The following is an 18,164-nucleotide window of genomic DNA, read 5'->3' on the forward strand; positions in this document are numbered from 1 at the left end:
AGCCCGGCAGGGGCAATCAATAAAGGGATGATGCATGTCCACGCTTAACATCAGGCAACGGATCCTGCTGGGGATCAGCGCCGTCCTCTTGCTTTGGGTGCTGATCGTAGCCGTAACCTACTTGGTTCAGGACAAGCAGGCCCGGCTCTTGGAGGACTATTCCCAGTCGAACCTTCAAGCCGAGACGGTGACCCGGATGCAGCTGGCCTTGGTGGGCCTTTTGCCGCCCATGAACGGCTACCTGCAGTCCCAAGACCCCGAGCACCGGGAAACCTTTGAGGAGGAGCTCCAGAACTACCGCCAGGCCATGCAGAAGGTGGAGGAGATTCCAGATCTCCCGGAGAAGGCCCAGACCAATATCAAGGAAGTCAAGGATCTGGTTGAGAATATCGAATCCACTGGGTCCCAGATCCTCGAGGTGGACGAGATCACCTCCACCGAGGAATCCATGGCTACCATTGCGGAATCCCTGGTCTATCTCGCCAAGGACAAGTCCGACGACCTGCGGGGCACCCTGACCCAAAGGGCTGAGGGCCTGCAGGAAGACGTGCAGGATCAGTCGCAGTTCGCCATTCTCGGAAGCCTGGGCGTTACCGGGGCCGCCATCCTGGTCGCGCTGCCCCTGACCCTCTTCATGGTGGGCTGGATCCGGCGCACCGTAGAGGACATCCGTTCGCGGGTGCAGGAGGAATCCTCCGCCATTCTGGGGTCCATGGAGGCCCAGGTCCGCTTCACCTCCGAGCTGGAGCAGGCCATGGGCACCATGACCCAGTCCATGGAGCAGATGAGCGGCGTGTCGAGGGACATTGCCCAGTCGGCCTCCTCCGTGGACGAGGTGGCGCGAGAGACCCGGGAGACCGCCCGCAACGGCGCCAAGGACGTGGAACGGGTGGTGCGCTCCATGGACGAGATCCGCAACGGGGTGCGCGACATCAACAACAAGATCACCCATACGGGCACCAAGGCCCAGCAGATCGCCGACGCGGTGGCCTCGATTGACGAGATCGCCGACGAAACCCATATGCTCGCCCTGAACGCCGCCATCGAGTCGGCGGCGGCCGGCGAGTACGGTCAGCGCTTCGGCGTGGTCGCCGCGGAGGTCCGCCGCCTCGCCGAGCGCACCCGGGAGTTCACCGACGAGGCCAACCGCCTCATGCAGGAGGTGCGCTCCTCCACCGAATCCTCCATCGAGGCTACGGAGGCGGGTGTGCAATCCGTGGAGCAGGGGGTGGAGATGACCAAGCAGGCCGGGCAGGCCCTGTCCGGGATTCTGGAAATGACGGACCGTACCGCCCAGGCCACCCAGCAGATCGCTACCTCCACCGAGGAGCAGGACGCCTCCACGGCCGAAGTCCGGCAACAGCTCGAGGACATCTCCGCCAAGCTCCAGGAGACCACCAAGGGCCTTAAGCAGTCCGAGGAGATCGCTTATCGCATGAGCGAGGTTACGGACCGCATGAACCGGGAGCTTTAAGGGCACCCGATGGCCTCCGGATTCGACTTCTCAGCTTTCATCGCCGGCTTCCAAGAGGAAGCCGAAGAGCGCCTTCACGCCATCGAATCCACCCTCGTGGAACTGGAGAAGGGTGGGGTGGACGCGGACCAGATGGAGCGCCTACGCCGGGATGCCCATTCGGTGAAGGGCTCCGCGAATATGCTCCAGCTGCGGGACATCGGGGAGTCCGCCCATGTCCTGGAGGATGCCTTCGCCTACCTGCGCGACGGGACCGCCGCGCCCCATCGTGCCTATACGGATTTCATGTTCCAGGTGGTGGATGCCCTCCGCTCCCGGATCGGGCATGCCGATGCCCCGGACGCCCAGCCCCTTGACGCCGACGGCCTGCGGGAGCAGCTGGAGAGCCTGGAAGGCCAGGAGGACGAACAGCCCGAGGCGCCGCAGCCGCAAGATGCGGCGGTGGTCGGAGAGCCCGGCTCCCCCCAGGAGGAGGCGGACCCGGAGGCCGCGTCTGCTCCGCCCTCCGGGTCCGACCCGGGTTCTGAGCCCGATCCCGTGCCCGCCGAGACTCCCGGGGGTCCGGAAAGAAGCGATCTTCAGGAGGCGGCAAGCATAGGGGTGCCCGAGCCCCTTGCCGATGTGCGCGACGAGACCGCGGCCATCCTGGACGGCATCCAGGAAGTCCTCGGCTCCGGCGACCCCATGGCTGCCGCGTCCGATTCCTTCCTGGAACGCATCGACGGCCTGGCCGTTTCTCTGCGTCAGGACGGGCTAGAGGATGCGGCAGAGGGGGTCGACCTGATCGCCGGCGTTCTGGAATCCCCGGCCGTAGGGGGACTTCCGGCCTCTCTCGGGGAGCTTCTGCAGAACCTGGCTCACCGGGTCCGCCTCCGGGTCGACTACGCCGGGGAAGCCGACGGGCGTCCTCTGGACCAGCAAAAGATCCGCCAGGCTCGGGACCTCCTGGAGCAATGGGGGCTCATTCAGGCCGGGCAGGGACCCGCGGACCAGGCAGAGACCGCTCCCCGAGACACGGAAAAGCCCTCTGTGGCGCAACCGAGGGAGACGGAAGCAGCGCCCCCCGAGGAAGATGACGAGGTTCCCGCCATCGCCCAATCCGGGGACACCGGGGGCCGTGCCACCTCGCGCAAAGGTGCGGGGATGGATGTCTCCGCCTTCCTGGAAGGCTTCCAGGGTGAGGCCCTGGAGGAGCTGGCCCTGATTCAGGACGGATTGCTGAAAGCAGAGCAGGGGGAGCTGGACGAGGAGCGTCTCGATGCCATGCGGCAGAAGGCCCACAGCCTGAAGGGGTCGGCCAACATGCTGGGGGTCGAGGACATTGGCGGCGGCGCGGAGCTTCTTGAGGAGGGTCTAGAAACCCTGGCTTCGGGGGGGAGGGGGGATGTCGGGGGCCTGCTGGGCCTCCACGACGTTCTGCGCGATGCCACAGATCAGGTCCTCGACGAAGACCGGCCACGAGTGGACGTGCCAGGATGGCGCAAGCGCCTGGAGGAGGGGCCATCCGAAACCGAGCGCGACCCCGCGCCCGCCGGCGCGACGGAAGCGCCCAAGCCTCCTCCCGAGGAACCATCCACAGAGGCTCCCGCCCCTCCCACCGGAGGCCCGCAGGCTGAGCCCGGGAAGGCGCGCTCCGCCAGCACGGGGCGCGGGACGATGCGGGTCAGCGCCCAGCGCCTCGAACGCCTGAGTGAGGGGGTGATCGGGCTGGCAATGGACCGGGCCACGCAGGAGGATCGCCGGGCCGAGATGGACCAGATCATCTCCGACTTCCGCGCCCTGCGGAGCCAGTGGGAACTGCTGGAGGGGGAGCTCCCCGAATCGGGGCCCCTCGTGCAGCAGCAGAGGAGCCTCGCCAACCAGCTGGAGAACCTTTCCCAAGCCCTGAACCGATTCCGCCAGGAAACCGAGCTGGACATCGCTGCCCGGCATGGGCTGTACGACGAAATCCACCAGCGGGTCATGGCGCTCATGGTCTCCCCGCTGGGCACCATCTTCTCCGTGCTGCCCCGTTCCGCCCGGGATCTGGCCCAGCGCTTTCAGAAACGGGTGGAGCTCTCCATCGAGGGCAGCGAGATCGAGCTTGAGCGCAAGAACGTGGACGCGCTCCTCGAGCCCCTTGTCCATTTGGTGACCAACGCCATTTCCCACGGCATCGAGGATCCCGACGAACGCGAGGGCGCCGGCAAGGATCCGGTGGGACACATCCGGGTCCGGGCCGAGCACATCGGCGGTGAAGTTGCCATCTCCGTATCCGACGATGGCCGCGGCATCGATTACGAAAAGGTCCGGGAGACGGCGATTCGAACCGGGGTGACTACCGCGGCGGAAGCCGAGAGCATGCTCCCCTACGACCTCCTCCAGATGCTCTTTCGTCCCGGTTTCTCCACCAAGGAGGAGGTCAGCCAGATCTCCGGGCGAGGGATCGGAATGAACGCTGTCCGGGACGCTGTCCAACGGATGACCGGCTCCATCCAGGTGGATTCGGAGGTGGGGAAGGGGACCACCTTCACGCTCAATATTCCAGTTTCCACCGCCGTGCAACGTGTGTTGAAGTTCCGGGTCGGGGATGAGGTCTACGGGGTGCTCGCCAACCAGGTGGAGCGCATCCTTGGCCTCAATGAAGTGGTGCTTACCGAATCCCGGGGCCAGCGTCATTTCCAATACCATGGCAACCAAGTGCCCGCTACCTGGCTAAGCGAGCTGTTTGCAACCAGCAGCGACGAGATCCAGGAGACGCCGAACCTGCGACTGGTGGTGGTGCGGCACCTGGAGGGGTACATTGGGCTGGTGGTGGACGATGTCATCGAGGAGACCCAGGCGGTTGTCAAGGATGTCAGCGGCTACCTCCGCCGGCATTCCGTGCAGGGGCTGATCGGCACCACCATCTCCGGCGCCGGCGAGGTTCAGCTGCTGCTGGAGCCCACCGGCATCAAGGAAATGGAACGGACGGCCCCTCTGTCCCTGCAGTCGAGCGAGCGTTTGCCCGATGACCCCCTGCGTGGCCTCCGCGTGCTGCTGGTTGAGGACTCCCCTCTGGCCCGGCAGATGGAGCGGGCGGTGCTGGAGAATGCCGGAATGGAGGTGGACACGGCCGTGGACGGCCTCGATGCCCTCGACCGCATGGAGGTGAAATACCCCGACATTGTCATCTCCGATGTGGAGATGCCCCGCATGGATGGCTACGATCTGCTGCGCAAGCTGCGTGACGACAGCCGTTTCCGCAGCCTGCCGGTCTTCATGGTCACCTCCCGGGACAGCGATGAGGACCGAGGGACCGCACAGCACCTCGGCGCGGACGGTTTCCTCAATAAGATGGACCTGCAGTCCGGGAACTTGATCGAAGAGATTCGCAGCCGCCTCGAGCAGCTTTATGTTTGAGTCCTGTGCCTGTTCCTTCTTGGAACGTACAGTTCCCGCGCCATGTCCCGTTCGCCCCGGGGTTGCCTAGGCGGTATGCGTGTTCCCCTCCTCCGTGACAGTCTCGCCATTGTCCTGCTGGTTGCGGCAGGATTCGCCACTCTGGCCCTGGTTACCTACCATCCTGCGGATCCCAGCTGGTCCGTAGCCAGTGGCTCCGACGTGCACAACGCCGCTGGCCCGGTGGGGGCCTATCTGGCCGACGTCCTGTACCGCTTCCTGGGGCTGGGGGCCTACCTTCTGGTGCTGGCGGTGGTGCTGCAGGGGGGAAGGAACCTGCTCGGCCGCTGGGACCGGCGGCAAGCCGTTATCCGGTGGCTCGGCACCCTGGCCTTCCTTCCGGCCGCTGCTGCCTTGCTGCACCTGCTCTGGCCGGACCCCTACCCCTGGCTCGGAGACACCGGGTCCGGGGGGATCCTGGGGATGCTATTGAGCTCCCTCCTCGTTCCTTACCTGAACGTGCCCGGAACCGGCCTGACCCTCGCCGGCCTTTTGATTCTCGGCCTTATGGCCGCCTCCGGCCGTTCCTGGGTGGAGGTCCTGGAGGCCACCGGACGGTCCACCGTGGGGGTGGGCCGAGCGGTGAACCGGTCCCTGCGTCGCTCCGGGCGTGCTCTGGGGCAGCTCGGAAGGCGCCTGGCCGGTGGACTGCGTCGACGGCCCCGACTCTTTGGAAGCCCCCGTCCGGCCCGGTCCGTGGGAGACCGTCCTGGCAACAGCCTGGAACCGGCTGGTCCGGCTACCGAGGTTGCCGAGTCCGCTCCACGCATCCTGGATGAGCCCCCGGCTCTCGAGTCCCTGGAGGCGGAATCTGTTCCCGAGGAGAGGCCGGAGCCCGAGGCCCCGCCCGTTCCGTCCAAGCAGAAGAAAAAGGCCAAAAAGGCCGCCGAGAAGGCAGCCAAGGGCATCCCCGAATCCCCGTACCCGAGCCTTGAACTGCTCGACGCCGCTGCCAGCGGTGGGGGGCGGGGTGCGGAGGAAGGCCTGGACGAACAGGCCCGTCTGCTAGAGGAGCGTCTGGCCGACTTCAACGTCTCCGCCTCGGTTACCGAGTACCATTCCGGACCGGTGGTAACCCGCTTCGAGCTCGAGCTGGCGCCCGGGACCAAGGTCAACAAGGTTACCAATCTGGCCAAGGATCTGGCCCGGAGCCTAGCCGTGCAGAGCGTCCGGGTGGTGGAGAACGTGCCGGGCAAGCCGGTGATCGGCCTGGAGGTGCCGCGCGCCCAGCGGGAGATGGTGCGGATCCGGGAGATCATCCAGTCCGACGCCTTCCAGGAGGCCCAATCGCCTCTGACCCTGGCCCTCGGCGCCGATATCGCCGGCGCCCCGGTGGTCACCGACCTGGGCGCCATGCCCCACCTGTTGGTGGCCGGAACCACCGGCGCGGGCAAATCCGTGGGCATCAACTCCATGCTCCTGTCCCTGGTCTACAAGGCCTCGGCCGAAGATGTCCGGCTAATCCTCGTGGACCCCAAGATGCTGGAGCTGTCCGTCTACGACGGCATCCCGCACCTGCTTGCGCCGGTGGTCACCGACATGAGCGAGGCGGCCAACGCCTTCAAGTGGTGCATCGCCGAGATGGAGCGGCGCTTTCAGCTCATGGCGCACGTGGGAGTGCGGTCCCTGGCGGCCTACAACCAGCGGATCCGCGACGCCCGGGAGGCGGGGGACCCTCTGCGCGGCCCTTCCACCGACGGCGTCCACGAAGGACCCGAGCTGGAGCCCCAGCCCTGGATCGTGGTGGTGGTGGACGAGCTGGCGGATCTCATGATGGTTGCCGGCAAGCAGGTGGAGGAGTCCATCACACGGCTGGCCCAGAAGGCCCGGGCCGCCGGCATCCACCTCATCCTGGCCACCCAGCGGCCTTCGGTGGACGTTCTCACCGGCCTGATCAAGGCCAACATCCCCGCCCGCATCTCCTTCCAGGTGAACCAGCGGGTGGATTCCCGCACCATCCTCGACCAGGGCGGGGCCGAGCAGCTCCTGGGCAAGGGCGACATGCTGTTCTTCCCGGCCTCCTACAGCGCCCCTCGGCGGGTGCACGGCGCCTTCGTGGAGGACGAAGAGGTGGAGCGGGTGGTGGGCCACCTGAAAGCGGTGGGAGCCCCGGAGTACGACGAAGCGGTGCTGGCCGATCCCGACGAGGGCGGCGGGGCGGTTGGGGAAGACGGTGGAGAGGACGCCGAGACCGATCCCCTCTACGACCAAGCCGTGCAGATCGTCACCGAGTCGCGCCGGGCCTCCATCTCCAACGTGCAAAGGCGCCTGCGGGTGGGCTACAATCGGGCAGCGCGGCTCATCGACGCCATGGAGCGCTCCGGCGTGGTGGGACCGCAGCAGTCCAATGGCAGTCGGGAGGTTCTTGCCCCGCCCCCCGTGGAGGGCTGATCCTTCCGACCGCCAGCTATCGCTCACCACGTTCAGGAGGCGCAGGCATCCTTCCCGTTATGGATGGTTTCCGAGGATCATTACGGCACCCAGCCGTCCTGGTACTGGCGGCCCTTCTGGCTATCCCCCTAGCGGCCTCCGCCGATGCCCCGTCGGGGCTTGAGCGTCTGGAGCGGTTCTACGAAGAGACCCGTTCCCTTCGGGCGGATTTCAGCCAGCGGGTAACGGGCCCTGATGGGGAGGTCCAGGAGCGCAGCCAGGGAGAGGTGTGGATCGAACAACCTGACCGGTTCCGCTGGGAGTACAGGGAACCCCATCCCCAGAAGATCGTCGCCGACGGGGAGACGGTCCAGTTTTACGATCCCGAGATGGAGCAGGTTACTGTTCGCGATTTCACCCAGGGCCTGGGGCACACCCCGAGCAGCGTCCTGTCCGGGAGCGGGGACCTCAGCCGCCAGTTCGAGATCCGCGATGCCGGAACGGAGGATGGCCTGGCCTGGGTAGAGCTGGTTCCCCGGGATCGGGAAGAGGCGGGCTTCCGTTTGGCCCGGGTGGGGCTGGAGGCGGATCCGGTGCGACTGCGGGAGTTCGTTTTCACCGACCCCTTCGAGAACCGCACCCGTCTCCGGTTCGAGAACATCCGCGTGAATCCCGCACTTGATGCAGACCTTTTCAATTTCCAGCCACCTCCCGACGCCGATGTTCTCGGCGGGGGCGGACCTAACGGATGAGCTTATCCATGCAGCACCTCGTTCCAGCCAAGTCCCGCTTTGCGTGGGGGGCGGTCCAGCGTGGGCTACCTGTTCTAGTACTCGGCATGGTGGCGGCGTCGGCCTCGGCCACGGGGTTCCGGAGCACCGGCCATTCCGCCCAGGGGCTCGGGCTGGCCAATGCCCTCGGGGCCGATGCCGAGCACGTGAGCAGTATGTCCTACAATCCGGCGGGGCTTGCCTTCCAGGACGGCCAGCACGTCCAGGCCTCCTTTGCCCGGCCCTATGTGAAGATGGAGTCCCCCGCAAGCGGTAAAAGCCAGCCGGACACCACCCTCTATCCCAACAGCCTTTATGCCACCTACCGCAGCCCGGCGTCTGCCTTCGGGCTGGGCCTGGCAGTGGACCGGCCCTATCGCATGGACAGCGAATGGGATTTCGGGGAGGCTGGCGCCGCCACCCGGACGGAGCTTGACTTGGTGGACGTCAATCCCACGGTTTCCTACCGGCTGCGGCCCGACCTGGCCCTGTCCCTGGGGGCCGACTACTACCATGCCCTGGACTTCGAGTATTCCTCCGTGGCTTCGGACGGCAGCGGGGAGGTGGCTCGCACGGGCGACGGCGACGGCTGGGGCGGCACGGTGGGCCTCATGTTCTGGCGGGAGTCCTGGTCCCTGGCCGCCACCTATTCTAGCGGGGCGGACCTGACCCTGGCAGGGGACAACCTGAACGACGACGACTTCCGTCTGCCCTCGGAGGCGCGCATCGGCCTCAAGTACCGGCCCTCGCTGCGCTGGTCTGTGCACCTCGACGCGGTGCGCAGAGGGTGGGACGAATTCGACGGCCTGGAGGGGGTGGACGCCACCGGCAAGGACTGGGAGGCCACGGTGGGATACAAGGCCGGGGCCATCGCCCGCCTGTCGGACCGTTCCGAGATCCGCTTCGGCTATTCCTACGAGCCGGACCCCAAGGACGACGCCACCTTCGACCCGCGGTCGCCGAGCGGGGACGAGCACCTGGTATCGGTGGGCGGGGGTTGGCGGGGGCAGAACCTGACCCTGGACGTGGCCTATTCCTACGCCGTCTCGCCTTCCCGCAACGTGGAAGGGGCGGCAGTGGAGGCCTATGACGGCCGGCACCGCACCAACGCCCAGTACCTTACCTTCTCCCTGGGCTGGTCCAACTTCTAGGGCGCCCATGAGCGAGCCGGACCTGTTCAGCGCCGCCGGGGGGGAGGAACCCGGCCGGCCCCTGGCCGACCGGCTCCGCCCCCGCACCCTGGAGGAATTCGTCGGCCAGGCCCACCTCCTGGGCCCGGGCATGCCGCTGCGCCGCGCCATTGAGGCGGACCGCCTCCATTCCATGATCTTCTGGGGACCGCCCGGCACCGGCAAGACCACCCTGGCGCGCATCGTGGCCGAGCGCACCGGCTACGCCTTCCTGCAGATCTCCGCCGTGTTCTCCGGGGTCAAGGACATCCGCGCCGCCATCGTTCAGGCCCGTCGCGAGCGGGACGAGCAGGGGCGGCCCGCGGTGCTATTCGTGGACGAGGTGCACCGCTTCAACAAGTCCCAGCTGGACGGCTTCCTGCCGGCGGTGGAGGACGGCACCGTCACCCTCATCGGCGCCACCACCGAGAACCCCTCCTTCGAGCTCAATGCCGCGCTGCTGTCCCGCTGCCGGGTCTACGTGCTCAAGGCCCTGGAGGTGGGCGACCTCCGCCGCATGCTGGAGCGGGCCTTGGGGGACCGGGAGCGCGGCCTTGGGGAGCTGGAGGTGCGCATGGGCGAAGAGGAGCTGGAGCTGCTGGCCGCCGCTGCGGACGGCGACGCCCGGCGCGCCCTCACCCTGCTGGAACTGGCTGTGGAGACGGCGCGGAGCGCCGGCGAGGGGCCGGTGCAGGTGGACCGGGAGACCGTGGAGGCGGTGGCCGGCGGCCGGGTGCGGCGCTACGACAAGGCCGGCGATCAGCACTACGACCTGATCTCCGCCCTGCACAAGTCCATCCGCGGCAGCGATCCCGACGGCGCCGTCTACTGGCTGACCCGCATGCTCGACGGCGGCGACGATCCCCTCTACATCGCCCGCCGGCTGGTGCGCATTGCCTCCGAGGACGTGGGCAACGCCGACCCACGCGCCCTGCAGGTCACCCTCAACGCCCGGGACGCCTACGACTTCCTCGGCACCCCGGAGGGGGAGCTGGCCCTGGCCCAGGCCGCCATCTACCTGGCGGTGGCCCCCAAGTCCAACGCCGCATACCGGGCCTTCAACGAGGCCGCCGCGGAGGTGGAGGCCAGCGGCAGCCTGGAGGTGCCCCACCACATCCGCAACGCCCCCACCCGGCTCATGAAGGAGCTCGGCTACGGCGCGGGCTACCAGTACGATCACGACCACGCGGGCGGGGTGGCCCCGGAGCAGGCCTTCCTGCCCGAGGAGCTGGCCGACCGGATCTACTACCGGCCCACGGAACGGGGGCTGGAGGGCCGCATCCGCGAACGCGTGGAGGAGCTGCAACGGAAGCGGCGAGGCGATGGGGACCAGAGCGTGTGAGAACGAATAGGGAACGAGAGCGTTCGCCTTCCCCCAAGCCCAGTCAGGGGCGGGGGTGCGGCCGGGCCGGCGGCTCCTACAACGGCAGGCTGGGCCCTATGTTGGAGCGAGCCCCAGTTCGCGACCTGTGCCGTTAAGGCTGGTGGCGACGGGTACCTTGCCTAATACCGCGGATGCTCGGACCACCTCGCCAATTCGGCCTCAGGATACCGGCACCAAGCGCGAGCCGTCCCGGTACTGCACCTTCCAGCCCTGCCAGGCGGGCAGCTCGGTGCGCTTGGGCACCGTGGTGCGCCGGCCACCCACCTTCTCCACGGTGACCCGCTTGCGGCGCGGCTCGTAGTGGACCACGGCGTCGATCTCCTCCAGGTTCAGGCGGCGGGGGTAGTGGCGGTCGAAGCGGGCCCGTTCCCACTCGGGGATGCCCTCAAAAGCCAGGTCCTCGGGCTCCACCAGCTCCAGGTCGGAACCCTGCTCCACGCCCAGGCCCTCCAGGCGCCCCAATAGCCACTGACGGGGCTCCGGCACCTCCTCGCCGTCGCCGAAGTCCAGCGCCACATACAGGTTCCAGGCCTCGATCTCCTCCCGGATTCGCTCCCCCAGGTCCCCCATGAGCCGGCCGTCCAGGATCAGGTCGGTCAGGGCCTCGCGCAGGGCGGGGCCCTCCGCCGCCACGGTGTCGGAGGCAATGGTGCGGCCCGCGTAGACGCGGCGCGCTGTAACGGTAACCCGCTGGCCGTCCCACGCCGGTTCATCGTGCACGACCTCGCCGAGTCCCTGGTCGGCCAGGACCTCCAGAGCCACCGGCGCCATGCAGGTGCCGAGGTTGAGGGTCTTGGTGGTGCCCTTGCCGGGGACGCTGTGCTGATCGAAGACCACCGCCGCCCCGGCCTCCTCCGGGAAGCGCGACTCCTCGGCGGGCTGGATCTCGGTGTGGCCGTTGCCCAGGGCGCTGCGTCGCTTGGCGCGGCGCACGTAGGCCAGCTCGGGCGCGGCGGCCACGGCGGCCCTCAGCACGGCCTCGCGGGGCAGGGGGGCGTCGGGGCCGCGCTGCGGCAGGTCCAGCGCCTGGCGGACCTGGTCGGCCATGCGCCGGGCCTCGGCCAGCGCCCCGCGGTTGGCGGGCACGGCTTTGGGCGGGTCGCCGCGCACCAAGCGGATGCGGGTGGCGGCGTCGCAGGGCTCGGGGGCCCATTCCTGCAGGGCTTCTCGCTCTTCCTCCTTGCGCAGGGGGCGCAGAAGGGCGCGGTCGGCGCTCAGGGCCGCGGCGAGATCGGTCATGGCCGCTCGGGTATCCGTATCCGGCATGGCCGTGATCAGGTGGGCGAACAGCGGGTCCAGGGGCAGGGGGAACAGGCGGCGGCCGTGCTCGGTGAGGTGGCCCGCGTCGTCGATGGCGTCCATGGCGCGCAGGCGCTGCCAGGCCCGTTCCAGGGCGTGCTCGGGCAGGGGATCGGGGAATTCCAGCTCGGTGACCGGGGTGCCGCTGGCCGCGGCGGCGAGCAGCAGGTCGTCCAGCTCCTCGCGGGCCACCTCGGGCGGCGTGTAATCCTCCAACCGCGCCTCCCGGGCCCACAGGCGCAGGCAGCGCCCAGGCCCCAGGCGCCCCGCGCGCCCGGCGCGCTGGTCGGCGGCGGCCTGGGAGATGGCCTGCAGGCCCAGCACCGTGCGCCCGCCGCGGTGGTGGGTGCGCCGCTCCAGGCCGGAGTCCACCACCACGCGGACCCCCGGCAGGGTGAGCGAGGTCTCGGCCACGTTGGTGGCCAGGATCACCCGCCGGTGGTCGGCGGCGCGCAGGGCCCTGTCCTGGACCGCGGTATCCACCCCGGCATGGAGGGGGATCACCTCCGTGCCGATGCCGGACAGGGCCTGCTCCGCCGCCCGGATCTCGCCCCGGCCGGGCAGGAACACCAGGATGTCGCCCTCGTCGGTCTCCTGGAGCATGCGTCGCACGGCCTTGGCCACGCGCTGCTCCAGGTGCTTGGTGGAGGGCAGCGAGGGGTCCCCGGCGTAGGCGATGTCCACCGGGTGGGTGCGGCCCTCCGCCTCCAGCCGGGTCCCCTCCAGGTAGCGGGCCAGCCGGGTCCCGGCCACGGTGGCGGAGGTGACCACCAGCCGGTGGCGGGCTGCGCCCTTGAGCAGGGCGGCCAGCAGGTCCGTGTCCCAGCGCCGCTCGTGGAACTCGTCCAGCACCACCGTGGCGAACCCGGCCAGGCCGTCGGCGGCCAGCCAGCGCAGCGCCACGCCCGGGGTGACGAAGACGATGCGGGTGTCCGGGCCGTGGCGGGCGTCGAAGCGCACCGCGTAGCCCACCTCCCCCCCAACCACGCCGCCGCGCAGTTCGGCCACGTGCCGGGCCAGGGAGCGCGCCGCCATACGGCGCGGCTCGACGATGAGCACCGGGCCGCGCTCGGCGCACCAAAGGGGCAGGCGGGTGGACTTGCCGCTGCCGGTGGGGGCCTCCACCACCACGTGGCCGCTGGCGAGGGCGCCGTCGAAGTCCTGGCGGAACTTGTCGATGGGTAGCGCTTGCATGGGCATCCGGGGCCGGAAACTGGGGCCGGTTAGGATAGCGCAAGGGAGGGGGGTGGGCCCAAGGGGCCGGTGCCCGGAGGGAAGCACAAAAAAACCGGCCTCCCATGCAGCTGCATGGAAGGCCGGTTCGTGTCCTGCTTTACGGCCGGGCCGCCCCGCGCGGCCCCGCGGTGGGGCTAGGCCCGCCGGCGGTCCTGGCCGCCGCGGGAGCGGTCGCCGTTGTTACGGCCGCCACTGCGGCCCTGGCCGTTGCCGCGGTTCTGCCCCTGGGGGCCCTTGTTGGGTCCGTTGCGGCGGGGGCCGGAGGAGGCCTTGGCGGTGGGCTCGAAGCCGTCCTCCACGCTGGTGGGGATCCGGCATTCCACCACGCGCTCGATGGCGTTGAGCTGCCGGCGCTCGTCGGCGCAGACCAGGGAGATGGCCGTGCCCTCGGCGCCGCCGCGGCCGGTGCGGCCGATACGGTGGACGTAGTCCTCGGCGTTGTCGGGGAGCTCGTAGTTGACCACGTGGGGCAGGCTGTCGATGTCCAGGCCGCGGGCGGCCACGTCGGTGGCTACCAGGGCCTGCACCTTCTGCCGCTTGAAGGAGGAGAGCGCCTTGGTGCGCGCGCCCTGGGTCTTGTCGCCGTGGATGGCGGTGGAGCGCACGCCCTGGCGCTCCAGGTGCTCGGCCAGCTTGTCGGCGCCGCGCTTGGTGCGGGTGAAGACCAGCACCTGACCCCAATCCTGGCTGCCGATGAGGTGGGTGAGCAGGTCCCGCTTGCGGCTGCCGTCCACCAGGTAGGCGGACTGGGTTACGCCCTCGGCCGCCGCGTTGGGGCGGGCCATCTCGATGCGCTCGGGATCGTTCAGGAAGCGCTCGGCCAGCTTGCGGATGGCCTTGGAGAAGGTGGCCGAGAACAGCAGGGTCTGGCGCTGGCTGGGCACGGCGCGCAGAATCTTCTCGATGGGCTGGATGAAGCCCATGTCCAGCATGCGGTCGGCCTCATCGAGGACCACCGTCTCCACCTGGGAGAGGTCCACGGTGCCGCGCTCCATGTGGTCCATGAGGCGGCCGGGGGTGGCCACCAGCACGTCCACGCCGCGCTTCAGGGCGCCGATCTGCTTGCCGATGGGCATGCCGCCGTAGACGGAGGTGGTCCGCACCTTGGACTGCTTGCCGTAGGTGCCGATGCTTTCCACCACCTGACCGGCGAGCTCGCGGGTGGGGGTGAGCACAAGGACGCGGGGAGAGCCGCCCTTGGGGCCGCCGAGGTTGTGGAGCACGGGCAGGGTGAAGGCGGCGGTCTTGCCGGTGCCCGTCTGGGCAGTGGCCATGACGTCCTTGCCGGCCAGCACGGCGGGGATGGCCGCCGCCTGGATGGGGGTGGGCTCGCTGTAGCCCTGCGCCTCGACGGCGCTCAGAATCCCGGCGGAAAGACCGAGGGAAGAAAAGGACATATTGTTCGCTCCTGGTTGGACCCGTCCGGACCATAGGGTCCTGGATCCCGATCGTGGACCCGTCGGTCCATCGACTCCGGCGGCCGAACAAGGCCGTCCCGGGTCAGTGCGATGGCGCTGACGGGTGGAAGTGCGGAGCCCCCCTGATTACAGGGGGCCGCCGATGGTTTGCGGGTACCAGCCAAGAACGCGGGGAAGGACTTCTGCGGGTACGCCGGGCGGGGTGAAGCGCTGCCGCCGTTACAAACACTGAACGTATCCTAATATAGATCGGGGGCGCTGTCAGGGGTTTTCCGGAGCCGTGCCGTTTTGCCGCCCCGATTGCCCGGCGTGCTCGCGCAGCACGGCCAGGAAATCCTCGGCGAATTCATCGAGCTTGCGCTCGCCGACGCCGGAGAGCTCGGCGAAGTGGCCCACGGAGGTGGGGCGCACCCGCACCATCTCCTGCAGGGTGGTGTCGTGGAAGACCATGAAGGGGGCCACGCCGCGCTCCTCGGCCACCGCCCGGCGGCAGTCGCGCAGGGCCTCCCACAGGGCCTGGTCGGCCGGATCGGGGAAGCTCACCGCCTTGCGCTTGTCGCCGGCGGGCTTGGCGGGCCGGGTCTCGCGGCGCAGGTGCAGGGCCGTCTCGCCGCGCAGCACCGGCCGGCTGGCCTCGGTAAGGCGCAGGCCGCCGTGGCCCTCGGCGTCCACGGCGAGCAGGCCGCGGGCGATGAGCTGGCGGTACACGCCGCGCCACTGGGTGGCGTTCAGCTCGGTGCCGATGCCGAAGGTGGTGACCCGGTGGTGACCGATCCGCTCCATGCGCTCGTTGGCCTTGCCCAGCAGGACGTCGGTGAGGTAGCCGACGCCGAAGCGCTGGCCGGTGCGGTGCACGCAGGACAGGGCCTTCTGGGCCGCCACCGTGGCGTCCCAGGTCTCCGGGGGCTGGAGGCAGGTGTCGCAGTTGCCGCAGGGCTCGGCCAGCTCGTCGCCGAAGTAACCGAGCAGGGCCTGCCGGCGGCAGGTGGTGAGCTCGCAGAGGCCGAGCATGGCCTCCAGCTTCTGGCGCTCCACCCGCTTGCGGGCCTCCTCCGCCTCCGAGCTGTCCACCATCTGGCGCAGGGTGATGACGTCCTGCAGGCCGTAGAGCATCCAGGCGTCGGCGGGCAGGCCGTCGCGCCCGGCACGGCCGGTTTCCTGGTAGTAGGCCTCGATGCTCTTGGGCAGGTTGAGGTGGGCGACGAAGCGCACGTCGGGCTTGTCGATGCCCATGCCGAAGGCGATGGTGGCCACCACCACCACGCCCTCCTCGTTGACGAAGCGCCGCTGGTTCATCTCGCGCTCCTCGCCGGAGAGGCCGGCGTGGTAGGGCAGGGCGGTGACGCCGCGCTCCGCCAGCCAGGCCGCCACCTCGTCCACCCGCTTGCGGGAGAGGCAGTAGACGATGCCCGCCTCGCCGGGGTGTTCGCCCTGGATGAAGCGCAGCAGGCGCTCCCGCGGGCGGCCGTCGGCCTGGTCGATGCGGTAGCGGATGTTGGGACGGTCGAAGCCGCCGATGAACCATTCGGCGTTCCGCAGGCCGAGGCGCCCGGCGATCTCCCGACGGGTGGGCGCGTCGGCGGTGGCGGTGAGCGCAACCGTGGGCACGTTCGGGAAGCGCTCCTTGAGCACGGCGAGCTGGATGTAGTCGGGCCGGAAGTCATGACCCCACTGGGAGACGCAGTGGGCCTCGTCGATGGCGAACAGCGCCAGGGGGGCGCGTTCCAGCAGGGCCAGGGTGCGCGGCGAGTTGAGCCGCTCCGGGGCGATGTAGAGCAGGTCCAGCTCGCCCGCCACCAGCTCCGCCTCCACCCGCTGGGCCTCGGCCGGGTCCAGGGTGGAGTTCAGGGAGGCGGCCCGCACCCCGGCCTGGCGCAGCGCGGCCACCTGGTCGCCCATGAGGGCGATGAGCGGCGAGACCACCACGCCCACGCCCTCCCGGGCGATGGCCGGGATCTGGTAGCACAGGGACTTGCCGCCGCCGGTGGGCAGGATGACGAGGGCGTCGCCGCCGGCCATGAGCCGGTCGATGACCTCCCCCTGCAGGGGCCGGAAGTCCTCGTAGCCGAATATGGTCTGCAGGACGTGGCGGGCGGGGTCGGCCATGCCTGGGTCGAGTCCGGTACCGGGGATTGGGGGCGGCCCGTTATAGCCCAGGAGCCCCGAAAGCTCAAGGACAGCGACGGACTGTCCGGCGGTGCCTCCGGCTTCCCATAGCCCGGGTTCTCTGGCATCTTTTCAACGTCCGGGGCTCCCTCAAGGCGGGGAGCCCCCAGCTTTTTCCCGCCCGTAAACCTTGCCCACAGCCCGAGGGAGCCCATGCTGGATCCGCACCTGCTGAGAGAGGACCCCGAAGGGGTCGCCGAGGCGCTTGCCAAGCGCGGTTACCCCCTGGATGTTGCCGCCTGGCGGGAGCTGGAAGCCCGCCGCAAGGAGCAGCAGACCCGGGTGGAGGAGTTGCAGGCGGAGCGCAAGCAGGTCTCCAAGGGGGTGGGGGAGGCCAAGAAGGCCGGCGACGATGCGGCGGCCGCCGAGCGCAAGGAACGGGCGGAGGCCATCGGCCGCGAGCTGGAGGAGCTCGACAACGCCTTCCAGGCCACCAAGGCGGAGCTGGACGCCTGGCTGCTGGAGATGCCCAACCTCCCGGATCCCGACGTGCCGGTGGGGGCCGACGAGACGGGCAACGTGGAGCTACGGCGGGTGGGGGAGCCCCCGGCCTTTGATTTTCCCGTGCGGGACCACGTGGACGTGGGGGCCGGCCTCGGCATCCTCGACGCCGAGGCGGGGGCCAATCTGGCCGGGTCGCGCTTCACGGTGCTGCGCGGCGCCGGGGCGCGCCTGTCCCGGGCCCTCGGCCAGTTCATGATGGACCTCCAGACCGAGGAGCACGGCTACACGGAGATCGCCCCGCCGCTGCTCGCCCGGGACGATACCCTGCAAGGCACCGGGCAGCTCCCCAAGTTCGGCGACGACCTGTTCCAGACGCGGGAGGACGGCTTCTATCTGATCCCCACCGCCGAGGTGCCGCTGACCAACCTGCACCGCGACTCCATCGTCGAGGCCGCCGAGCTGCCCGCGGGCTACGTAGCCTGGACCCCCTGCTTCCGGCGCGAGGCGGGCTCCTACGGCAAGGACACCCGGGGCATGATCCGCCAGCACCAGTTCGATAAGGTGGAGCTGGTGCAGGTGGTCCATCCCGAGGAAGGGCCGGCGGCCTGGGAGGCCATGTGCGGCCACGCCGAGGAGGTGCTCCGGCGCCTGGAGCTGCCCTACCGGGTGGTGGAGCTGTGCACGGGGGACCTGGGCTTCGCCGCGCGGCGCACCTACGACCTGGAGGTGTGGCTGCCGGCGCAGGAGACCTACCGCGAGATCAGCTCGGTGTCCTGGTGCCACGACTTCCAGGCCCGCCGCATGGGCGCGCGCTTCCGCCCCGACGGGGAGAAAAAGCCCCGACTCGTGCACACCCTGAACGGCTCCGGCGTGGCCATCGGCCGCGCCCTGGTGGCCTTGCTGGAAAACGGGCAGCAGGCCGACGGCTCCGTGCGCATCCCCGAGGCCCTGCGCCCCTACCTGGGCGGGCAGGCCGCCATCGGACCCTGAGCCCGGCTCGAAAAGGAGCGCCGG

Annotated in this window: 10 protein-coding genes; 7 read left to right on the forward strand and 3 right to left on the reverse strand. The window is 69.4% G+C overall.

The window, feature by feature from the left end:
• The first annotated feature begins 34 nt into the window (after positions 1 to 34).
• The 6 genes from ACLFRB_RS01420 (at position 35) to ACLFRB_RS01445 (ending at position 10,545) form a co-directional block, all read left to right on the forward strand.
• The gene (locus ACLFRB_RS01420) at positions 35 to 1,474 is read left to right on the forward strand and encodes a methyl-accepting chemotaxis protein (RefSeq protein ID WP_411067213.1); all 1,440 of its coding nucleotides are present in this window, start codon (positions 35 to 37) and stop codon (positions 1,472 to 1,474) included.
• 9 nt (positions 1,475 to 1,483) lie between these two features.
• Positions 1,484 to 4,855: a response regulator gene (locus ACLFRB_RS01425; RefSeq protein ID WP_411067214.1), complete on the forward strand. Its 3,372-nt coding sequence runs from the start codon at positions 1,484 to 1,486 to the stop codon at positions 4,853 to 4,855.
• A gap of 75 nt (positions 4,856 to 4,930) precedes the next feature.
• Complete coding sequence (locus ACLFRB_RS01430) at positions 4,931 to 7,285, forward strand: DNA translocase FtsK (RefSeq protein WP_411067215.1); 2,355 nt, start codon at positions 4,931 to 4,933, stop codon at positions 7,283 to 7,285.
• Positions 7,286 to 7,344: 59 nt separating this feature from the next.
• The gene (lolA, locus tag ACLFRB_RS01435) at positions 7,345 to 8,016 is read left to right on the forward strand and encodes an outer membrane lipoprotein chaperone LolA (protein ID WP_411067216.1); all 672 of its coding nucleotides are present in this window, start codon (positions 7,345 to 7,347) and stop codon (positions 8,014 to 8,016) included.
• An 86-nt stretch (positions 8,017 to 8,102) separates the two neighbouring features.
• Positions 8,103 to 9,185, forward strand: coding sequence for an OmpP1/FadL family transporter (locus tag ACLFRB_RS01440; protein ID WP_411067217.1), 1,083 nt, complete (start codon positions 8,103 to 8,105; stop codon positions 9,183 to 9,185).
• Between the two features lie 7 nt (positions 9,186 to 9,192).
• On the forward strand, positions 9,193 to 10,545 hold the full coding sequence (locus tag ACLFRB_RS01445) for a replication-associated recombination protein A (protein WP_411067218.1): 1,353 nt from the start codon (positions 9,193 to 9,195) through the stop codon (positions 10,543 to 10,545).
• Positions 10,546 to 10,746: 201 nt separating this feature from the next.
• Here the strand turns inward: ACLFRB_RS01445 and ACLFRB_RS01450 are convergent, their stop codons facing one another.
• The 3 genes from ACLFRB_RS01450 to recQ form a co-directional block, all read right to left on the reverse strand.
• Positions 10,747 to 13,080 (reverse strand): helicase-related protein, encoded by a 2,334-nt coding sequence (locus ACLFRB_RS01450; RefSeq protein WP_411067219.1) that lies wholly within the window; start codon positions 13,078 to 13,080, stop codon positions 10,747 to 10,749.
• Positions 13,081 to 13,256: 176 nt separating this feature from the next.
• Entirely contained in the window at positions 13,257 to 14,519 is a 1,263-nt protein-coding gene (locus ACLFRB_RS01455; protein WP_411067220.1) for a DEAD/DEAH box helicase, read from the reverse strand.
• 282 nt (positions 14,520 to 14,801) lie between these two features.
• Positions 14,802 to 16,646 (reverse strand): DNA helicase RecQ, encoded by a 1,845-nt coding sequence (recQ, locus tag ACLFRB_RS01460; protein ID WP_411067221.1) that lies wholly within the window; start codon positions 16,644 to 16,646, stop codon positions 14,802 to 14,804.
• Positions 16,647 to 16,859: 213 nt separating this feature from the next.
• On the opposite strand from recQ, the gene serS reads away from it, so the two are divergent.
• Positions 16,860 to 18,140, forward strand: coding sequence for a serine--tRNA ligase (serS, locus tag ACLFRB_RS01465; RefSeq protein ID WP_411067222.1), 1,281 nt, complete (start codon positions 16,860 to 16,862; stop codon positions 18,138 to 18,140).
• The last annotated feature ends 24 nt before the right edge of the window (positions 18,141 to 18,164 follow it).

Source organism: Thiohalorhabdus sp. (assembly GCF_046545655.1).
In the GTDB taxonomy this organism is placed as follows: domain Bacteria; phylum Pseudomonadota; class Gammaproteobacteria; order Thiohalorhabdales; family Thiohalorhabdaceae; genus Thiohalorhabdus.

Coding starts and splice junctions, on each gene's coding strand:
- recQ (WP_411067221.1), bottom strand. CDS start 16,646: ATGGCCGACCCCGCCCGCCACGTCCTGCAGACCATATTCGGCTACGAG.
- serS (WP_411067222.1), top strand. CDS start 16,860: ATGCTGGATCCGCACCTGCTGAGAGAGGACCCCGAAGGGGTCGCCGAG.
- ACLFRB_RS01450 (WP_411067219.1), bottom strand. CDS start 13,080: ATGCAAGCGCTACCCATCGACAAGTTCCGCCAGGACTTCGACGGCGCC.
- ACLFRB_RS01420 (WP_411067213.1), top strand. CDS start 35: ATGTCCACGCTTAACATCAGGCAACGGATCCTGCTGGGGATCAGCGCC.
- ACLFRB_RS01440 (WP_411067217.1), top strand. CDS start 8,103: ATGGTGGCGGCGTCGGCCTCGGCCACGGGGTTCCGGAGCACCGGCCAT.
- lolA (WP_411067216.1), top strand. CDS start 7,345: ATGGATGGTTTCCGAGGATCATTACGGCACCCAGCCGTCCTGGTACTG.
- ACLFRB_RS01445 (WP_411067218.1), top strand. CDS start 9,193: ATGAGCGAGCCGGACCTGTTCAGCGCCGCCGGGGGGGAGGAACCCGGC.
- ACLFRB_RS01425 (WP_411067214.1), top strand. CDS start 1,484: ATGGCCTCCGGATTCGACTTCTCAGCTTTCATCGCCGGCTTCCAAGAG.
- ACLFRB_RS01430 (WP_411067215.1), top strand. CDS start 4,931: ATGCGTGTTCCCCTCCTCCGTGACAGTCTCGCCATTGTCCTGCTGGTT.
- ACLFRB_RS01455 (WP_411067220.1), bottom strand. CDS start 14,519: ATGTCCTTTTCTTCCCTCGGTCTTTCCGCCGGGATTCTGAGCGCCGTC.